Source organism: Candidatus Epulonipiscium viviparus, assembly GCF_000171335.1.
GTDB classification, from domain to species: Bacteria; Bacillota; Clostridia; order Lachnospirales; family Cellulosilyticaceae; genus Epulonipiscioides; species Epulonipiscioides viviparus.
In genome coordinates, this window is the sequence record NZ_ABEQ01000072.3 from 1 (window position 1) to 16,887 (window position 16,887).

Annotated in this window: 17 protein-coding genes; 7 read left to right on the top strand and 10 right to left on the bottom strand. The window is 37.0% G+C overall.

What is annotated here, in order from left to right:
* The 5 genes from EPU_RS09720 to mreB form a co-directional block, all read right to left on the bottom strand.
* Nucleotides 1-499, bottom strand: a 499-nt coding sequence (locus EPU_RS09720) for an ABC transporter ATP-binding protein (protein ID WP_010168884.1), incomplete at its 3' end; no start/stop codon positions are given.
* A 131-nt stretch (nucleotides 500-630) separates the two neighbouring features.
* Entirely contained in the window at nucleotides 631-1,059 is a 429-nt protein-coding gene (locus tag EPU_RS12840) for a rod-binding protein (protein WP_010168885.1), read from the bottom strand.
* A 19-nt stretch (nucleotides 1,060-1,078) separates the two neighbouring features.
* Nucleotides 1,079-1,891, bottom strand: coding sequence for a flagellar hook-basal body protein (locus EPU_RS09730; RefSeq protein WP_029488330.1), 813 nt, complete (start codon nucleotides 1,889-1,891; stop codon nucleotides 1,079-1,081).
* Nucleotides 1,892-1,918: 27 nt separating this feature from the next.
* Nucleotides 1,919-2,689, bottom strand: a complete 771-nt coding sequence (locus EPU_RS09735; protein WP_029488331.1) for a flagellar hook-basal body protein — start codon at nucleotides 2,687-2,689, stop codon at nucleotides 1,919-1,921.
* A 21-nt stretch (nucleotides 2,690-2,710) separates the two neighbouring features.
* Complete coding sequence (gene mreB / locus EPU_RS09740) at nucleotides 2,711-3,688, bottom strand: rod shape-determining protein (protein WP_029488332.1); 978 nt, start codon at nucleotides 3,686-3,688, stop codon at nucleotides 2,711-2,713.
* A gap of 136 nt (nucleotides 3,689-3,824) precedes the next feature.
* Here mreB and yedF point away from each other — a divergent pair, with 136 nt between their 5' ends.
* From yedF to EPU_RS09770, 6 genes are all read left to right on the top strand, one after another.
* Nucleotides 3,825-4,424 (top strand): sulfurtransferase-like selenium metabolism protein YedF, encoded by a 600-nt coding sequence (gene yedF / locus EPU_RS09745; RefSeq protein ID WP_010168894.1) that lies wholly within the window; start codon nucleotides 3,825-3,827, stop codon nucleotides 4,422-4,424.
* A 9-nt stretch (nucleotides 4,425-4,433) separates the two neighbouring features.
* Complete coding sequence (locus EPU_RS09750) at nucleotides 4,434-5,561, top strand: aminotransferase class V-fold PLP-dependent enzyme (protein WP_029488333.1); 1,128 nt, start codon at nucleotides 4,434-4,436, stop codon at nucleotides 5,559-5,561.
* A 13-nt stretch (nucleotides 5,562-5,574) separates the two neighbouring features.
* The gene (locus EPU_RS09755) at nucleotides 5,575-5,790 is read left to right on the top strand and encodes a putative Se/S carrier protein (RefSeq protein ID WP_010168898.1); all 216 of its coding nucleotides are present in this window, start codon (nucleotides 5,575-5,577) and stop codon (nucleotides 5,788-5,790) included.
* Nucleotides 5,791-5,799: 9 nt separating this feature from the next.
* Complete coding sequence (gene glgP, locus EPU_RS09760; protein ID WP_010168900.1) at nucleotides 5,800-8,058, top strand: glycogen/starch/alpha-glucan family phosphorylase; 2,259 nt, start codon at nucleotides 5,800-5,802, stop codon at nucleotides 8,056-8,058.
* 103 nt (nucleotides 8,059-8,161) lie between these two features.
* Entirely contained in the window at nucleotides 8,162-10,798 is a 2,637-nt protein-coding gene (locus tag EPU_RS09765; protein WP_029488334.1) for a phosphoenolpyruvate synthase, read from the top strand.
* Between the two features lie 172 nt (nucleotides 10,799-10,970).
* The gene (locus tag EPU_RS09770; RefSeq protein WP_010168905.1) at nucleotides 10,971-11,876 is read left to right on the top strand and encodes an MBL fold metallo-hydrolase; all 906 of its coding nucleotides are present in this window, start codon (nucleotides 10,971-10,973) and stop codon (nucleotides 11,874-11,876) included.
* A gap of 47 nt (nucleotides 11,877-11,923) precedes the next feature.
* Here EPU_RS09770 and EPU_RS09775 read toward each other — a convergent pair whose 3' ends face one another.
* On the bottom strand, nucleotides 11,924-14,413 hold the full coding sequence (locus EPU_RS09775; protein ID WP_010168906.1) for a glycoside hydrolase family 2 TIM barrel-domain containing protein: 2,490 nt from the start codon (nucleotides 14,411-14,413) through the stop codon (nucleotides 11,924-11,926).
* A gap of 172 nt (nucleotides 14,414-14,585) precedes the next feature.
* On the opposite strand from EPU_RS09775, the gene EPU_RS12845 reads away from it, so the two are divergent.
* Nucleotides 14,586-15,398 (top strand): hypothetical protein, encoded by an 813-nt coding sequence (locus EPU_RS12845; protein ID WP_010168908.1) that lies wholly within the window; start codon nucleotides 14,586-14,588, stop codon nucleotides 15,396-15,398.
* A 2-nt stretch (nucleotides 15,399-15,400) separates the two neighbouring features.
* On the opposite strand, the gene yabQ is transcribed toward EPU_RS12845, so the two are convergent.
* Genes yabQ through EPU_RS09800 form a run of 4 tightly spaced genes read right to left on the bottom strand, consistent with a single transcriptional unit; the run spans nucleotide 15,401 to nucleotide 16,858 of the window.
* Nucleotides 15,401-15,931, bottom strand: coding sequence for a spore cortex biosynthesis protein YabQ (gene yabQ / locus EPU_RS09785; RefSeq protein ID WP_010168910.1), 531 nt, complete (start codon nucleotides 15,929-15,931; stop codon nucleotides 15,401-15,403).
* 19 nt (nucleotides 15,932-15,950) lie between these two features.
* The gene (locus EPU_RS09790) at nucleotides 15,951-16,229 is read right to left on the bottom strand and encodes a YabP/YqfC family sporulation protein (protein WP_010168912.1); all 279 of its coding nucleotides are present in this window, start codon (nucleotides 16,227-16,229) and stop codon (nucleotides 15,951-15,953) included.
* 57 nt (nucleotides 16,230-16,286) lie between these two features.
* Nucleotides 16,287-16,529 carry an RNA-binding S4 domain-containing protein gene (locus EPU_RS09795; protein ID WP_010168914.1) on the bottom strand — a complete coding sequence of 81 codons (243 nt, stop codon included), beginning with the start codon at nucleotides 16,527-16,529 and terminating at the stop codon, nucleotides 16,287-16,289.
* Nucleotides 16,530-16,576: 47 nt separating this feature from the next.
* Complete coding sequence (locus tag EPU_RS09800) at nucleotides 16,577-16,858, bottom strand: HU family DNA-binding protein (RefSeq protein WP_010168916.1); 282 nt, start codon at nucleotides 16,856-16,858, stop codon at nucleotides 16,577-16,579.
* Nucleotides 16,859-16,887 lie beyond the last annotated feature (29 nt).

The following is a 16,887-nucleotide window of genomic DNA, read 5'->3' on the forward strand; positions in this document are numbered from 1 at the left end:
ATAAAATTGACGGCTTATTTACAAAGGCTCTTGCGATACTCACTCGCTGCTGCTGCCCTCCGCTCATCTCCTTTGGCTTATGTGACAACCTCTTTCCCAGCCCCACTTGCTTTAGCATTTCTCTCGCCTTTTTTTCGCGCACCGATTTCGATACACCCTGAAATATTAACGGCAACGCTACGTTTTCTAACGCGGTTAATGACGGCAACAAATTATATGACTGAAATACAAACCCTATGTACTTTTGCCGAAATATCGCCAACTGCATCTCATCCAACTTTGCTATATTTCGGTTCTTGATCCAAATTTCTCCTTTCGTCGGCTTCTCCAGCCCTGCTAGCATATTCAGTAATGTCGATTTTCCCGATCCGGATGTTCCAAATAAACAGCAGATTTCTCCTTTTTCTATGCTTAAGTTTACATTATCCAATGCAATGATTTTTTCACTCCCCATTCGATACACTTTTCTTAAATTTTTCACTTCTATCAATGCCCTCATATTCTTCCTCCTTTGCTATAGACTACGCCTATCTTGTCAATTTTATCATAGACAAAATTTACCGTCAATCGTCCAATTTCTAACAAATATATAAAAAGTTTCCTCGCTATATACACAAGGAAACTCTTCTTCTAAACTGTTCGATTTAATTTTGGCTCTTGCTGAACCTGAGGATTATTAAAATTTTGATATTGCATCGGCAGCTGCGGCTCACTCATTTGCTTATACAAAAATCCTGATAAACCAACTCCTCCCGAATCCACCATATTTTGTACCTGGTTATCTACCATAAAATCCTCAAACATTGTTTCATAATCGCCCTTTGGCAGAAATGCTGTCTCACTATTTACATCCAGCGACTGTCTCATTTGTTTATAAACCATCCCCAGAATATAAGATTCCATTTCTTCACAAGCTTCTTTTAGCTCTGCTTTTTCACTCGAGTTAATTGCGGCCTTTAGCTTTGCCTCAAAGTTCTTTGGTGCATTTATCTCGGGTAGCATTGTTGCCATCTGACTTAAAGTATTTCCATATTGTGCCAAATTTCCTATTGCTGCCATACTTTACTCTCCTTTATGCCTATGATTTCTTAAGTTGGACAGCCTGGCCTAGCATTGTATCCGCAGTTGAAATAGCTTTCGAGTTTAGCTCATATGCTCTTTGCGCTACTATCAAGTTAACCATTTCTGTTGCTATATTCACATTCGATCCTTCTAGATACCCCGCTCTCAATAAACTTTTTGTTAATGTTGGYTCTTCAGATTCCATGAGCGGCACACCCGATCCTGCTGTTTCTACAAACAAGTTGTCTCCTGTTGCTTCTAGTCCTGCTGCGTTTGCAAATTGAACTACCATTATATCTGCAATATTTATATCTTCTCCTGTTTCCGAATCTTTATACCCCACTCCGCCATAGCTGTTTATTGTTATTTGCGATGATAATACGTTTTCATCAAATGTGATCGGCTCCGAATCTGTACTCAACACGTAGTGCCCATCCGATGTTACCAATGCTATAACTCCATCAGATGTTGTTGTTACTTTAAAACTTCCGTCTCTCGTATACGAAACTTGATTATCTGCTTGCACTGCAAAAAAACCTGTTCCGTCTATCGCTAAGTCTGTTGGCGCGTTGGTTTGAATTAAGTTTCCTGTACCAAAATTTTTGCTTATTGATCCCACTCTCACACCATGCCCCATTTGCAATAGCATAGGATTTGTTGTTTCCTCTTGTTGTGTTGGCAACATGTTTTGATAKAGCAATGTCTTAAAATTTACCGACTCTTGCTTAAACCCTACTGTATTTACGTTTGCTATATTGTTTGATATTGTGTCTACGTGAGTTTGCTGCGATGTCATCCCCGTTGCCGCAGTCCATAATGATCTCATCATAATATTATCTCCCCTTCAAAAGGCCTATTATCCTTTTCCCACATCGTTTACGGCTCTTCCAACCAACTCATCATGAATTTGAACCATTCGCTGGTTGGCTTCATAAGCTCTAGAAACAGAAATCATATCTACCATTGCATTTACAGGATTTACATTTGAACTCTCCAGATACCCTTGCTCTATCAATGAATTTATTGGGTTCAACTGCAGCCCTGTTGCATCAAACAAATTGTCGGCTTCCTTTACCAACAATTGAGGGTCGTCTACATTCACTATATCTATCGTATTTATTGTCACTGTATTTAGAACCACTTGCCCATCTGGTAAAACTTGCATTTCTCGACCTTCGTTCAAAAAAGTTCTTCCCAAAGCTATTTGCCCATTTTCTCCCAAAACCGGATAACCYTCTGCTGTTACCAACACTCCGTCTCCGTTTACGGTAAACGAACCATCTCTGGTCAGGCGCTCTCCGTTTGGTGTTTCTACTCTAAAAAATCCCAGCCCATTAATAGCAAGATTATTTGATATRCCCGTCAGTATCAAGTTTCCAGGTCTAAAATCAGTATATATATCCGCAACCTTGGCGCCATTCATTACTGTTCCCAGATCTTTGTATCGCCACGGCGGCTCGTTTATTCCATCCAGCCTTTTCATTAAAACTTCATCAAATGCCTCMACYACGGCATAATCTTTTCGATACGCTGTTGTATTGGAATTTGCCAAGTCGTTTGAAATAACGTCCATTCGTCTCGTTTGAACTTGCATTCCTGTTGCAGCYGTATATAATCCTCTAACCATTGCGCTCCTCCTTTCTATTGTCTAAAACACATAAGTTGCGTAAATTCCAGTTCCTTTTACTACACAGGTTTTTGGATGATCCGCGACCTTCGCTGCAATTCCCAAGCGCTTCGTAATCACTTTATCCAATCCATATAATAAACTTCCTCCACCCGTTAAAATTATTCCTTGCTTCATAATATCGGARATTAATTCTGGTGGTGTAATTTCTACAACTCTGTATATCGCTTCTATTGTAGTGTTCACAATTGTTTTTAATCCTTCTACAAGCTCTTCAGATGTTATAACTATACTTTTTGGCAGTCCACTCACAAAGCTTTTGCCTTTTACAGTTATAAATCCAGATTCTGGTCGGCTAATTGCTCCGCCAATCGCGATCTTTACCCTCTCTGCTGTCGTTTCTCCTATTATTAAATTATGCTTCTTGCGTATATAAAACATTATCGCCTGGTCAAAATCTTCTCCTGCCAGCCTCAGAGAATTATGAACCACCTCTCCTCCTAGCGAAACCACGGCAATGTCACTTGTTCCTCCTCCTATATCTACTATCATATTACCAAATGCATGGTTTATATCTAAGTTTGCGCCTATAGCTGCAGCAACTGGCTCAGCCAGTATTTTAACTTTTCTTGCGCCCGCGTGACGTGCCGCACTTTCTACTGCACGCTTCTCCACATTGGTTACTCCACTCGGTACACATATTACAACTTTGGGTTTAATAAGCCTTTTTCCAATTGCTTTATATATAAAATATTTCAACATCATCTCTGTCATCTCATAATCAGAAATGGCTCCTTGTCGTAGAGGTCTAATAATTTTTATATTGCCTGGTGCTTTACCCACCATTTTTTTTGCTTTATTTCCTACTGCTAGTATCTTCCTCGAATATCTATCAACTGCAACAACTGAGGGTTCATCCAAAATCACTCCTCTTTTTTCTTCGTAAATCAACACGCTAGTAGTTCCTAAATCTATTCCTATTCCATTACTCAAAAACATGATGGTGTCCTTTCTATTAATTTGTAGTTTTTAAATATATTATACAGAATTTTTTGTCGCTTTACAAATCTATTTTTTTTTTGCCGTTTATGTTAAAATCATAAATGTTATTAAAATTTTTTTAGGAGGTTTATTTATGATCAAACACACCATTGATGCGCGCAATAAATCGTGTCCGCTTCCGGTTATCGAAACCAAAGCATATATCGATAGCTTAACAGCAGATGCGGATCTATCTCTATCAATTCTTGTGGATAATGAAATCGCTTGCCAAAATCTTAAAAAGCTTTCAACTAAGATGGGGCTTGACTTTTCCTATGAAAAAAAATCTGATTTTGATTACGTTGTTAGCATAATAATAGGCAAAAATGTTCAAAATAATCTGGTAGAAGAAACCATTCATGCAGAAAATATTGTTGTTGTTATAGATTCTGATACTATGGGCACCGGAGATGCGGACCTCGGCAAAATTCTCATTAAGGGRTTTGTCTTTGCCCTTACCGAGACCAAACCTATTCCTAGCAAAATAATTCTCTATAACCGTGGCGTATTTTTAGCTGCTGCAGTCGAAGAAACCATCGCAGATTTTCAAAAACTAGAARCCTTAGGCACAGAAATCCTATGTTGCGGTACTTGTTTAAATCATTATACACTAACTCCAAAAGTTGGTTCTGTAACTAATATGTACGAAATAGTCGAAACCAAAATGCACGCTACAAAGATTATTAAAATTTAGGAGGGAGCCATGATTTATTTTGATAATGCCTCAACAACACTAAAGCCAAACTGTGTCGCAGATGCCGTTTCTGTTGCTCTAAAAACTACTACCAACGCAAATCGCGGAGTCAATAAAAGTTCTCTTGCAGCTTCTTTAAATATTTTTTCTACCAGGACCGCTGTTGCCAAAATGTTTAATGCACCCGATCTAAATAGAGTAATTTTCACCAGTGGTGCGACATCTAGCCTAAATTTGGCAATTCTTGGCACTCTTGCTTATGGAGACCACGTAATTACCACAAATCTTGAACACAACAGCCTTTTGCGTCCTCTATATCATGCGCAAAAATTTGGCGTCGATGTTGATATCATAAAAGCAGACGCAAATCATAAAATATCTATTGAAACMATCGCCGACCATATTAAACCCAACACTCACATGATTGCCATTACTCATGCCTCAAATATTCTTGCTACCATTCAAGATATTACCGCAGTTGGCAAATTGTGTGCCGAGCACGATATACTTTTTGTAGTAGATGCCGCGCAAACTGCRGGACTCATACCTATCGATATGGCCGAAATGCATATTGATGCGCTCTGTCTGTCTACTCACAAAAGTTTGTTGGCACCTCAGGGTTTGGGCGTGCTATGCCTAAGCAATAAGATGCACGTTGAGCCTATTTTATTTGGAGGAACCGGATCTAACACTTTTGACGAAGATATGGGCGAAACCTATCCAGACCATTTAGAAGCGGGAACTCAAAACGGTCACGCTATTGCTGGRTTGGCTGCTGCAATCGATTTTATCAACGATATAGGACTCGATACATTATACACAAAAGCAAGCAGCCTTGCTAAGTATTTTGAAGCAGAACTCAAAAAATTTCCTGGTGCTAAAATATACACAAACCAAGACAACTATTCTATACCCATAGTATCTTTTAATATTGARGATATTGATGCTGTAGAACTGAGTTTAAAACTTTCTACTGATTTTGACATCATTACCAGAGCCGGCGGAATATGCGCACCATTGGTTCACAAAGCTTTAGGTACAATAAATAGTGGTCTAATTAGATTTAGTTTTTCATATACCAACACAAAAGCCGAAGTGGATGCGGCACTCGAAATAATGCGTACAATAATACTATAACGCGAGGACGACAATGTACACTATAATTAGCTTTCATACTACAACAGAAGCGCTTGTATTTGAGCAAAAAGCTAAGGACGCAAAGTTTGCTGGTCGCCTCATTCCTCTCCCTCGCGCAATTGGAGCAGGATGTGGTATTTGCTGGCGCGAATCTGCTAACTCTACTGGCGCAATTGAAAATCTCATTAAAACGTACGACTTAAAATTTGATAAAATTCATCAAGTATAAGGAGACTACATGAACTTTATAGAAATATTCAAAACTCATCTCAACAAAGAAATTAAAGATGCCTCTGATGCAGAAATTTATTACGCTCTGTTAAAAGCAACCAAAGATGCTGCTGCACACAAAGCCAGAAACCATTCTAAAAATAACAAAAAGCTATATTATATTTCAGCTGAATTTTTAATCGGAAAACTTCTTTCTAACAACCTGATAAATCTTGGTGTATTTGACGATGTTAAAGACACACTAGCTGCAGCTGGCAAAGAAATCCTTGCTATTGAGGAAATTGAGCCCGAACCGTCTCTTGGCAATGGGGGGCTTGGTCGTCTCGCTGCTTGTTTCTTAGACTCCATGGCAACACTTGGCATAGAGGGCGATGGCGTCGGGCTAAATTATCACTATGGACTTTTTCAGCAAGTATTTAAGAATAAAAAGCAGCTAGAAATCAAAAACCCATGGATCGAAAAAATTAATTGGCTCATCCCAACTGATGTAAGCTTTGAAGTTCCGTTTGGCAAATGCACCGTTCGATCTAAGATGTTTGATATTGATGTCATCGGATATAATAGCGGCGTCAACAAACTTCATCTATTTGACATTGAAACTGTCGACGAAAGCATTGTTTCTAAAAACAGCATAGAGTTCGATAAAAACGATGTCATGAGAAATCTCACGCTATTTCTATATCCAGATGACAGCGACAAAGCTGGGCACCTTCTTAGAATTTATCAGCAATATTTTATGGTATCGAATGCCGCTCAGCTGATTTTAGCAGAATGCAAAGCCAAAGGCATCGATCTCAATAAATTAGACGAACACGTTACTGTTCAGATCAACGATACGCATCCATCGATGGTAATTCCAGAACTTATACGATTGCTTAAACTCGAAAACGTTAAAAATCCAATTGCGGTTGTCACAAAAACTTGTGCCTATACTAACCATACAATATTGGCAGAAGCGCTAGAAAAATGGCCTCTAGAATATCTAGAAGAAGTTGTTCCGCATCTGGTTCTAGAAATCAAAGAATTAGCAGCCATCATAGAAAAAGCATATCCAAAAAATCCCGAATTGCACATTATCGACTCCAAAAATAGGGTTCATATGGCAAGACTCGATATGCACTACGGATATAGCGTAAATGGCGTAGCAGCTTTGCATACAGAAATTCTCAAAAAAGAGGAGTTGTCTGCATTCTGCGATATTTATCCAGATAAATTTAACAACAAAACTAACGGTATAACATTTAGAAGATGGCTTCTCCATGCAAATCCAGAGTTAACAGCTTTTATCGATAAGCATGGTGCCAGTGATTTTAGAGAGGATGCCACAAACCTCACCAAACTTGGAGCTCTCGAAAACGATCCCGCGGCATTACAAGAACTCCTCGCAATTAAGCAACTTAAGAAAACGCATCTCAAAAAATATCTAAAGCGAATGGCCAATATTGATATCGATGATCACTCTGTTTTAGATATTCAAATCAAGCGACTACACGAATACAAAAGACAGCAAATGAATCTGCTTTATATTTTTCACAAATATTTTGAAATCAAAAAGGGAAATATTCCAAAAACTCCAATTACAACAATCTTTGGAGCAAAGGCTGCCCCCGCATATACAACTGCCAAAGACATCATTCATGCCATATTGTGTATCAGCGACATTATCAAAAACGATCCCGAAGTTTCGCCGCATCTAAATGTGGTTATGATCGAAAACTACAACGTAACATTTGCAGAAAAGCTTATTCCGGCTTGTGATATCTCAGAACAAATTTCTCTTGCATCAAAAGAAGCCAGCGGAACCGGCAATATGAAATTTATGCTAAACGGAGCGGTAACTTTAGGTACGCAAGATGGTGCAAACGTCGAAATAGCCGAGCTTGTTGGCTCAAAAAACATCTACACTTTTGGCAAGCACAGCGATGAGATTATCGATCTATACAAATCCAATGGCTACACTGCAGCTGACCTATATATCAACGATGAATATATTCGCAAACTAGTCGGGTTTATTATTTCTCCGCAAATGCTTAAAGTTGGTGATGTACCTACTCTATTAGCGTTGCACACAGAAATTATTCGCAAAGATTATTTTATGACTTTAATTGACATCCTCGATTATATTAAAGTTAAAGAACAAATGCTATCAGACTATGAAGACCGAGAAAATTGGTCCAAACTAATGCTTCGCAATATCAAAGAAGCTGGATTTTTTTCTAGCGACAGAACTATTGCAGAATATAATGAAGAAATCTGGCATATTTAAAACTATACTGACGACTCAACTGGGTCGTCTTTCTCAATATAGCATTAAAATAGTTGCACGTTTTTGATTTTTTGGTATAATTATATAGAAAGGGGGAAAATAAATGAACCAAATTATTTTTTTCGAAGAAATAGGAGATGGAGATTTAAATCTTGTTGGTGGTAAAGGATTTAATCTAGGAAAAATTTTTCAGGCCAGATTGCCAGTTCCTAATGGATTTTGTATATCTACAGCAGCATACAAAACTTTTTGGGGTGATAATAAAAACTCTGAAATTATGGCTAAATTGAAAACTGTCAATTTAGAAAATGTATCAGATATTTCAAAACAAATTAGAGACAACTTCGTATCAAAAGAAATGGATCAAGAATTAGAAAATCAGATTGTYGCTGCCCTAGCYATATTTCCAGCCAGTACCCGCTTTGCTATTAGATCTAGCGCAACTGCAGAAGATTTAAAACACGCATCCTTTGCCGGACAGCAAGATACATACTTAAATATTTCAGGCATAGACAATATTCTGTATGCTATCAAAAGTTGTTGGGCATCGTTATATACCGATCGTTCGATATTATATAGAAACCAACATAATATAGCTCATGACCAAGTTTTTATGGCAGTTGTAGTTCAGCAGATGATCAATTCTGATTCTGCAGGCATAATGTTTACCGCAGACCCTGTGACCGGAAATCGAAAGTACATTTCTATAGATGCCGGTTTTGGACTTGGCGAATCACTTGCGTCTGGCACAATTTTGCCAGATATTTACAAATATAATAAAAAATTATCTAAGATAAAAAGTAAACATATAGCCGTCAAAAAGACTGCCGTTATTTCTGATACCCATATAGGAACAACAGAAGTGGAGCTTGATGTAAATCAATCTATCATGACCGTACTAGACGATAATACTATTGAGCAACTTGCCCTTTTGGGGTTAAAATTAGAACAAATGTACGACGCTCCTCAAGATATTGAATGGTGCATTGATGCTGGCAAAATATTTATACTACAAACACGATCAATAACATCTCTATTTCCGATACCTACTTCTACTACATCAGATTTAGAAGTGTTTTTATCACTCAATCATATTCAGATGATGACAAACCCGATATCTCCGCTAGGGCAAGATTCGATAAGATTGCTATTTCGAACGGAAGATATTCCACTTGCAGAATATAATCCACGCTTTTTAGCCAATGCTGCAGGCAGATTATATATAAATATCTCACCTTTTTTAACCCATAAATTAGGCCAAAAAATACTTCCTGCAATCATCAATAATGTGGATGCAAATTTAGGAACCGCAATTAAGCAGCTAGTTCAATCCAAACATGATAAAATTAAATCAAACCTTAACTTGAATCCATTTAAAAAACAATTTAAACCCGTTTTATTTCAATCCATTAAAAATTTTATCACACAGGATACTTCTAATATAGTTGAAAAAATTGATTTTTTAGTAGAGCAACAAGTTGTCGAACTTAATAAACTTTATTCGATCACCGGAACCCACAAAGATAAATTAGAATTTATATATGGGCAAAGTATTTTTCTCAAATCTGCTATTCAAAATATTTTATCTGAAGTGATTCCTGGAATTGTTGCTATGAAATTGCTTACAAAAATGGAGTTTAAATTACTGGGAAGTTCTATGTACATAAGCGAAATTTCTAAAGGATTAGAAGGAAATATTACCACTCTTTTGGGGCTGTGGATTGGTGATTTAGCAGACCTTGTACGTGCGAACTCTCATCTTATTGATCTTTTATCTGATACAGACTATGATTCACTTTTTGAACGCGTCAATAATTTAGGTGATGATTATACCGAATTTCGAACTAGCTTTAACAATTTTATGGCCAAATATGGATCCCGTGCTGCAGGCGAAATCGATATTGCAGTTAAACGATGGGCTGATAATCCAAAGTTTATTGCCAAATCTATTTTATCGCTGGTAGAAACTGGCATTTCTGGAGAGCATCGTAAAAACTTTTTAGCAACAGTTCAACATGCTCATACTATGGAAAAAGCATTTATAGAAGTCATTCGCATGCAACATGGTTCTAGAAAAGCCAAACGAGCGACAAAGCTTATCAAAATTTTTAGAGATTGYATGCCTCTTAGAGAGCATCATAAATTTTTAATAACCCACTATTTGAAACATAATAGACGACTATATCTAGAAATAGCTGATGCCTTTGTTGCCGCCGGGCGCATTGATAATCGCGAAGATATATTTTATTTGGGATTTTGGGAGCTATACGCTGCGGTCCAAAACGAAGAAGTATTTCAGGATCTTGTTGCCACTAGAAAAAACGAATACGAATATTTTGGTCGTTTGAAACCTCCTAGCCTTATGACAAGCGATGGTGAGATCATCACCGCTAAGCAAAACATGGAGCAATTTCCCAAGGACGCATTACCAGGAATGGCCGTATCATCAGGAGTAGTTGAAGGCTTTGCGCGAGTGATTACCGACCCTGCAGATGCCAAAGTTGAAGTAGGCGAAATTTTAGTCGCTCCATTTACAGATCCTGGCTGGACTATACTTTTTATAAATGCCGCTGGACTAGTTATGGAGATTGGCGGATTGCTAACTCATGGCACCGTAGTTGCTCGCGAATATGGTTTACCTGCAGTTGTCGGGGTAGAGGATGCGACTACACTTATTAAAACTGGGCAACGAATTCGCGTTAATGCCGATCTCGGATATGTCGAAATATTATCACAATAATTTTTTATTTGACATAACCATAGTCTATTGTTATACTAATTGAATTATCAATGCTCTAGCACCGTTCAAGCGGACTAGGGCCATTTTGTTATATACTACTATTATATTTTTTTGATACATATTAATAGTAGTAGCAATAAAAAAATATTAATCGACAGGAATGATAAAATATATGAGTATTTACACAAAAATATATGACATATTGCCGAAATTATTATCTAAACGATCCAAAATTTCTCCGAAAAGCACAACTTTTATCTATGATGATGAAATATGGTTTGATGATTATTTTACTTTAAAGTATATTGATGAAACTACTATTGCAATAGGCGAGCCTCGGTATTGGCAAAGAAATTATAGCTACTTAATTATAGGCGATACGCAAGCATTGCTATTTGATTCTGGAATTGGTATACAAGATATTTCTGCTGTCGTACAAGCACTAACAGATCTGCCTATAATTCATATGATTAGTCATTATCACTATGATCATATAGGAAACATCGATAAATTTAAAACCATATACTTATCTCAAAATCAACTTTTATTACAGCAAAATGTGCTCGATAACACTATATATCCCTCCCTTAAATCTACGCTCCGAATATTAGAAGGGCAACCATCAAAACAAATAAAGTTTTCTAAGGTTTTGGAGAATACACAATTTATCAATTTAGGCAACAGACAATTGCAATCATTATATTCACCTGGTCACCATTCTGAATCTATTTCTCTATACGACCCTCAAAGACGACAATTATTTGTTGGCGATTTTTTAATGAAGGGCACTTTATATATCAAATTTCTTCCTCTTAGTGATTACTCCGAATTTAAGTGGGCCACTTTTAACTTATTAAACAATACTCAATCTGGCACTACAATTTATACAGCTCATCCATTTGAATTTGCGCACGAATTAAATAATCCATATTATACAGGTGGCATTACTTTTGCAGATCACTTAGAATTATCATACAAAGATTTGATTGATATAAATATGTTTATTAATCAACACCCTTCCAGTAACTCAATGCCAAAAAAAATGGTCATAAATGATCATCTTAACATTGTATTTTAGGCACCAAAAATAGTCTCCCAAATAAATGAGAGACATCATCAAAACTATTAAAATGCATTATCAGCAGCATCTTTTTCGGGTTCTGCTGCTTTTGGTTTAGTCTTGCTTCTTGCAGATTCTACCAACACATCTGTTCCCGGAATTGTTACATCCACTTCTATCTCGGCAGATTCTAAGCCAAAAGATTTAGCAACAAGCTTCATTTTGCCAGTATGACGTTTAGTTTTCATAATTACTAATGCCAATCCGTTAAATAGATTTCTAGATGGATTCATTTCATGAGCCAAGTCGAGCGGATCCCCATTTCCACAACCCAAAAATTCGCCGTCACCAGTCACTTCAAACGAGATCAACGTATCTGCATTAGGGCAGTGAATTCCATTTTCATCCAAAACATCCACTTTTACAAACACATTATCTTCTCCATCTGCGACATAATCTCGCGGCTGAACAATTTCTAGATTAATCTTTGCCGGTTTTCCTGCAGTCTTGTAGCCAGTTCTAATCACTTCGACTCCATTATTATAACCGATTGCAGTAATTTCGCCTTTTTCATATTTTACAAAGTTTTTCACGATATCCCATTTAGGGTTTTCTACTCTGCCATACGAATTTCCATTCACAATTAGTTCCACTTCTTCGGTATTAGCGACCATATCCACTTCTAACTCACCTACATTGTCATCAAATGTCCAATGTGGATACAAGTGAATCGCCGGCTCTTGAGACCATTTTACACGGCAGTGATGCCCTAAATCTTTGGTAAAGCCGCAGAGGTCAATTAACCCAAAACGAGTGATTGTACTTGGCCAATCTAGCGGAACAACTTCTCCTCTATAGTCAAACCCAGTCCACAAGAAATATCCTGAAACATAATTTGGCTCTGCAGTTCTAAATGTTTCTAACGGTGTTGCTCCCCAAGTTGTATATGCCTCACCATACGCACTGATGTTATACAATCTCTCCGGGTTGCTCCAGATCATAATTTTCATAGAAGACTTGGTATACGCATCTGCAGTGTCTTCGCCTTTTCTTGGTAAATATTGTCCCCTCGTCGACAATGCCGAACCGTTTTCTGTTCCTATAATCATCTTATCTGGATATTTTTCGTGGAATTTCTCATACATATCAAATGTTCTTAGGCAATAATAATTAAATCCATATACATCCATATGAAGGCCATTTTGCTCATGGAATATAGTAATATCATGCCAATGTCCGTTATTAGCATACGTGCAGGCTCTAGTTGGGTCCAGCTTATGCGCTACTCGTAGCATATGGTTTCCAATTTTTACGCCCACTTTACGTCCGTGTATTGCCATTTCTTCGTTTCCAATAGACCAAATAAATACACTCGGATGGTTTCTATCACGCTTTATTAGATCTGTCATCTGTCCTAAAAATTCCTTTGAGCTGCTCATAAGACGCACTTCGTCCATCACCACGATACCAAAGTCATCGCAAGCTTCTAGCAAATATGGAGACGGCGGGTTGTGAGAGCTTCTATAGGCATTAGCGCCCCATTGCTTTAATAAGAAAATCTTATGCCTAATGACAGATCGGCTCATCGCTCCCCCAACACCTGCAAAGTCATCGTGAACACATACCCCTTGAAGCTTTGTTGGCTTTCCATTTAGCACAAACCCATTTTCTACCGTATACGCAATAGTTCTAAATCCAAATTTTTGCGTGTATTCATCCACTTTTTGATCATTTAGATACACACTTATTACAGCTTTATATTGTTTAGGGCTATCTAGCTCCCACAAGCAAATATTACTAATTTCTCCTTTGATAGTAGCGCAAGTCTCTTCATATTCTTCCAATTTTATAGTAGTATCAAACTCGCCAACCTTTTCTCCACATGGGGACAAAATTTCAGCAACGAGTTTCGCATCTCCGTTATTCGCCGCTTCGTTTTCAAGCTCCACATCTATCTCTAGTCCGCCAGCGTTTCCTCTAACTTCCGGCTTTACAAATACTCCGCTATACTTTACTTTTAGACGATCTGCTATTACCAAACGCACATCACGATATATTCCAGCGCCTTCATACCACCAGCCTTCATATTTGGTCGCGTCAACTCGCACTGCAATAGCGTTATTTTCGCCATATAATATAAAGTCCGAAATATCATAACTAAAACTTGTGTATCCACTTAAATGATTTCCAACATAACTTCCGTTAACATACACTTCGCTATCTCTAAAGATACCATCAAACTCGACTGTAATGCTTTTTCCCTCTGTTTCTGCTGGCACAAAAAATTCTTTTCTATACCAAGCAATACCGGTGGTTAAATATCCCTGTGATGATACAGCATTTTCAGAAAATTCTGATTTGTAGTGTCTAAAATCATGCGGTACCTTAATATCATCCCATTTATGCAAATTATATCCCACTTTTGATATACCGCAGTTAGCCGATTTCATAAAGCTCGGATTTTCAAAAATTTCATGTACCGAATTAAAATTTGTACATACAATATCTCCGTCATGAAATTTCCAGTCAAAATCCATATTCAAAATTTGTCTCATTAGCCAAACCTCTCTCCACATAACATAATTTTTAAACTCTAGAACAAATTTATGTCCACAAAGAATTATATTAATAGTATCTTGCAAATATTCAAAAATATACATAATTTGGTTTTAAAAATAGCTTTTTCGGTCAAAATAATTTTATCAAATCACATAAGGAGATCACGTCTTGAAAAAAATTATTTTACTTATAGCCATCATTACTACTATCTGTCTGGGTTCTACCTATCTTGTAAAGCAAAGCGGCTTCTATTATCCTTCGCACTCCAAAATCGATCTAATACCTATACTTACCAAGCCCATTTTGACCACCGCCGATTATCAAATTATACTCGAGCAAACTGGTATATATCAGCCTATTGTGGATCAACTGCAGCAAACTCCTTCTTTTGTTGCTCGTATGCTAGAGTTTCAAAAAGAGTATTACGACCCAATCAACATCGTTAAAACAAATATGAGCATTATTACAAGATGGGATCAATTTTTGATTGCTGGCAAAAGGCAAAAAGTTTTTGAGCTTGCACCATATCAAAACGGAGATATCTTTTTAACCAAATCCACATACACCTTTAATTGGAGACATGGACACGCGGGAATCGTTGTAGACGCCGCTAATGGCTACGTTTTGGAATCTTTTAGCCCTGGTAGCGTTAGCCGACTACAAAAGGCTGAAAACTGGGAATATTATACAACTTTTAAGATGCTACGCCCCGTAGGCAAAACCAACGCCTTTTTAGATGATGTGGCCGCCAATGCTATCGCCACTCTTTCTGGTATACCTTACAATATACTAGCATTTAAGCATTCAAAAAAGCCTCCCAATATTACGCATTGTGCGCATATAATTTGGCAGGCTTATATACCATTTAAAATGAATATAGATAGTAATCGAGGCTTATTTGTCTCTCCTCAGGATATTGCGAAAAGCGATTTGCTTGAACCTTTGCAAGTATTTGGATTTGACCCCAATACCACTTGGTAATTTTATTTTTTGACTCTGTTTCTAATAATATTGATATCTGTTTTAATATCAGCTTGTCCCATAACAACTTTGCGATTAATTCGTCTTGCTTCTTCTTTTCCTTTTTCAACATAAACAATGCGCTTTTTATTTGCGTATTTCACAGGAATTTTAAGCCGACGGATTATCCAATTTACCGGAATTAAAATCAGGTTATATATGCGTATTATACACGCATGAATAAAGTTTATTATCTCCGTTGCTATTTTCATAAAAATAATACTTAAAGTTAAAAAATACATCGCCGCACCAAGACCGATTCCTATAATCGAAAATGGTCTAATATCTGCGTAATTATGCATATATAAAACACCAAAAGCTATAAAACTACAGGTTACCCAATACAATATGTCTTCAATATGTACTAATATGTCAATATGCTTTATAATTTTTCTGGCGATACGAAGTAAATCGTAGATCGCCCCCATAACTATACCAATCTTAATACACTCCCAAAACAGTGCCGCTTGATCTGATACCAGTTGATTTATCATAGTTCACCCACTTATCTAATTATCTAATTATTCGAAACAACCCTGACTTTTTTTTTGCAGGCGCTCCGTTATCGTATATAATGCTTGTTATATTGCCTTCCACAATCAATTCTCCGCTCTCCAGATTTATTTTGATTATGTGAAGTTTGGTTCCTTTTATATCCATAAAGCCGTCTGAAATCGTCTCAAGTTTAATCAGTTGCTCATCAAAAGAAAAAACATCCTTAATGGCCGTAAGAACTAATTTTTTTCTATCAATCAAGCTAACTTCATGTTTTTTACGCGCTTTCTCGTCCAATTTCACCACTCCCTATAAATATCAATATATACTATTTATATTTATAGTGCATATAAATTATTCCACAATCCTATACATTAAAGTAGTTTCTTCTTTCTTTACATGCTCTTTAATTTCTAAAACTTCATATTTTGTAGCATTATTTGCAAAATTAAGCTCCAACATATCGCCAATTTTTACCACAGATCCTGGTTTTGCAACTTTTCCGTTGATCAAAACGCGACCTTTTTCACATGCTTCTTGTGCAATAGTTCGTCGTTTAATTATTCTACTAACTTTTAAAAACTTATCGATTCTCATATTATTCTCCTTTAAAAAAAAAAGAACCCCTATAATAGGGCCCTGATTTATTTCGAAAGATTTACCATATCTTTAAGGGCTTTCCCTGCCTTAAACTTAGGGACATTACTTTCCGGAATGTGTATCTCTTCATTTGTTTTAGGATTTCTTCCTACTCGCGCTTTTCTGTTAGTAACTTCAAATGTTCCAAAGCCTACTAACTGAATTTTTCCACCACTCTTAAGCTCATCCATTACACTTTCTTCAAATGCTTTTAAAGCTTTTTCGGTATCTTTTTTAGTTAGCCCCGATTTTTCGGCCATTGAAGCTACTAATTCTGTTTTATTCATTATATTCCTCCTAAAATATGGCAAAAGCA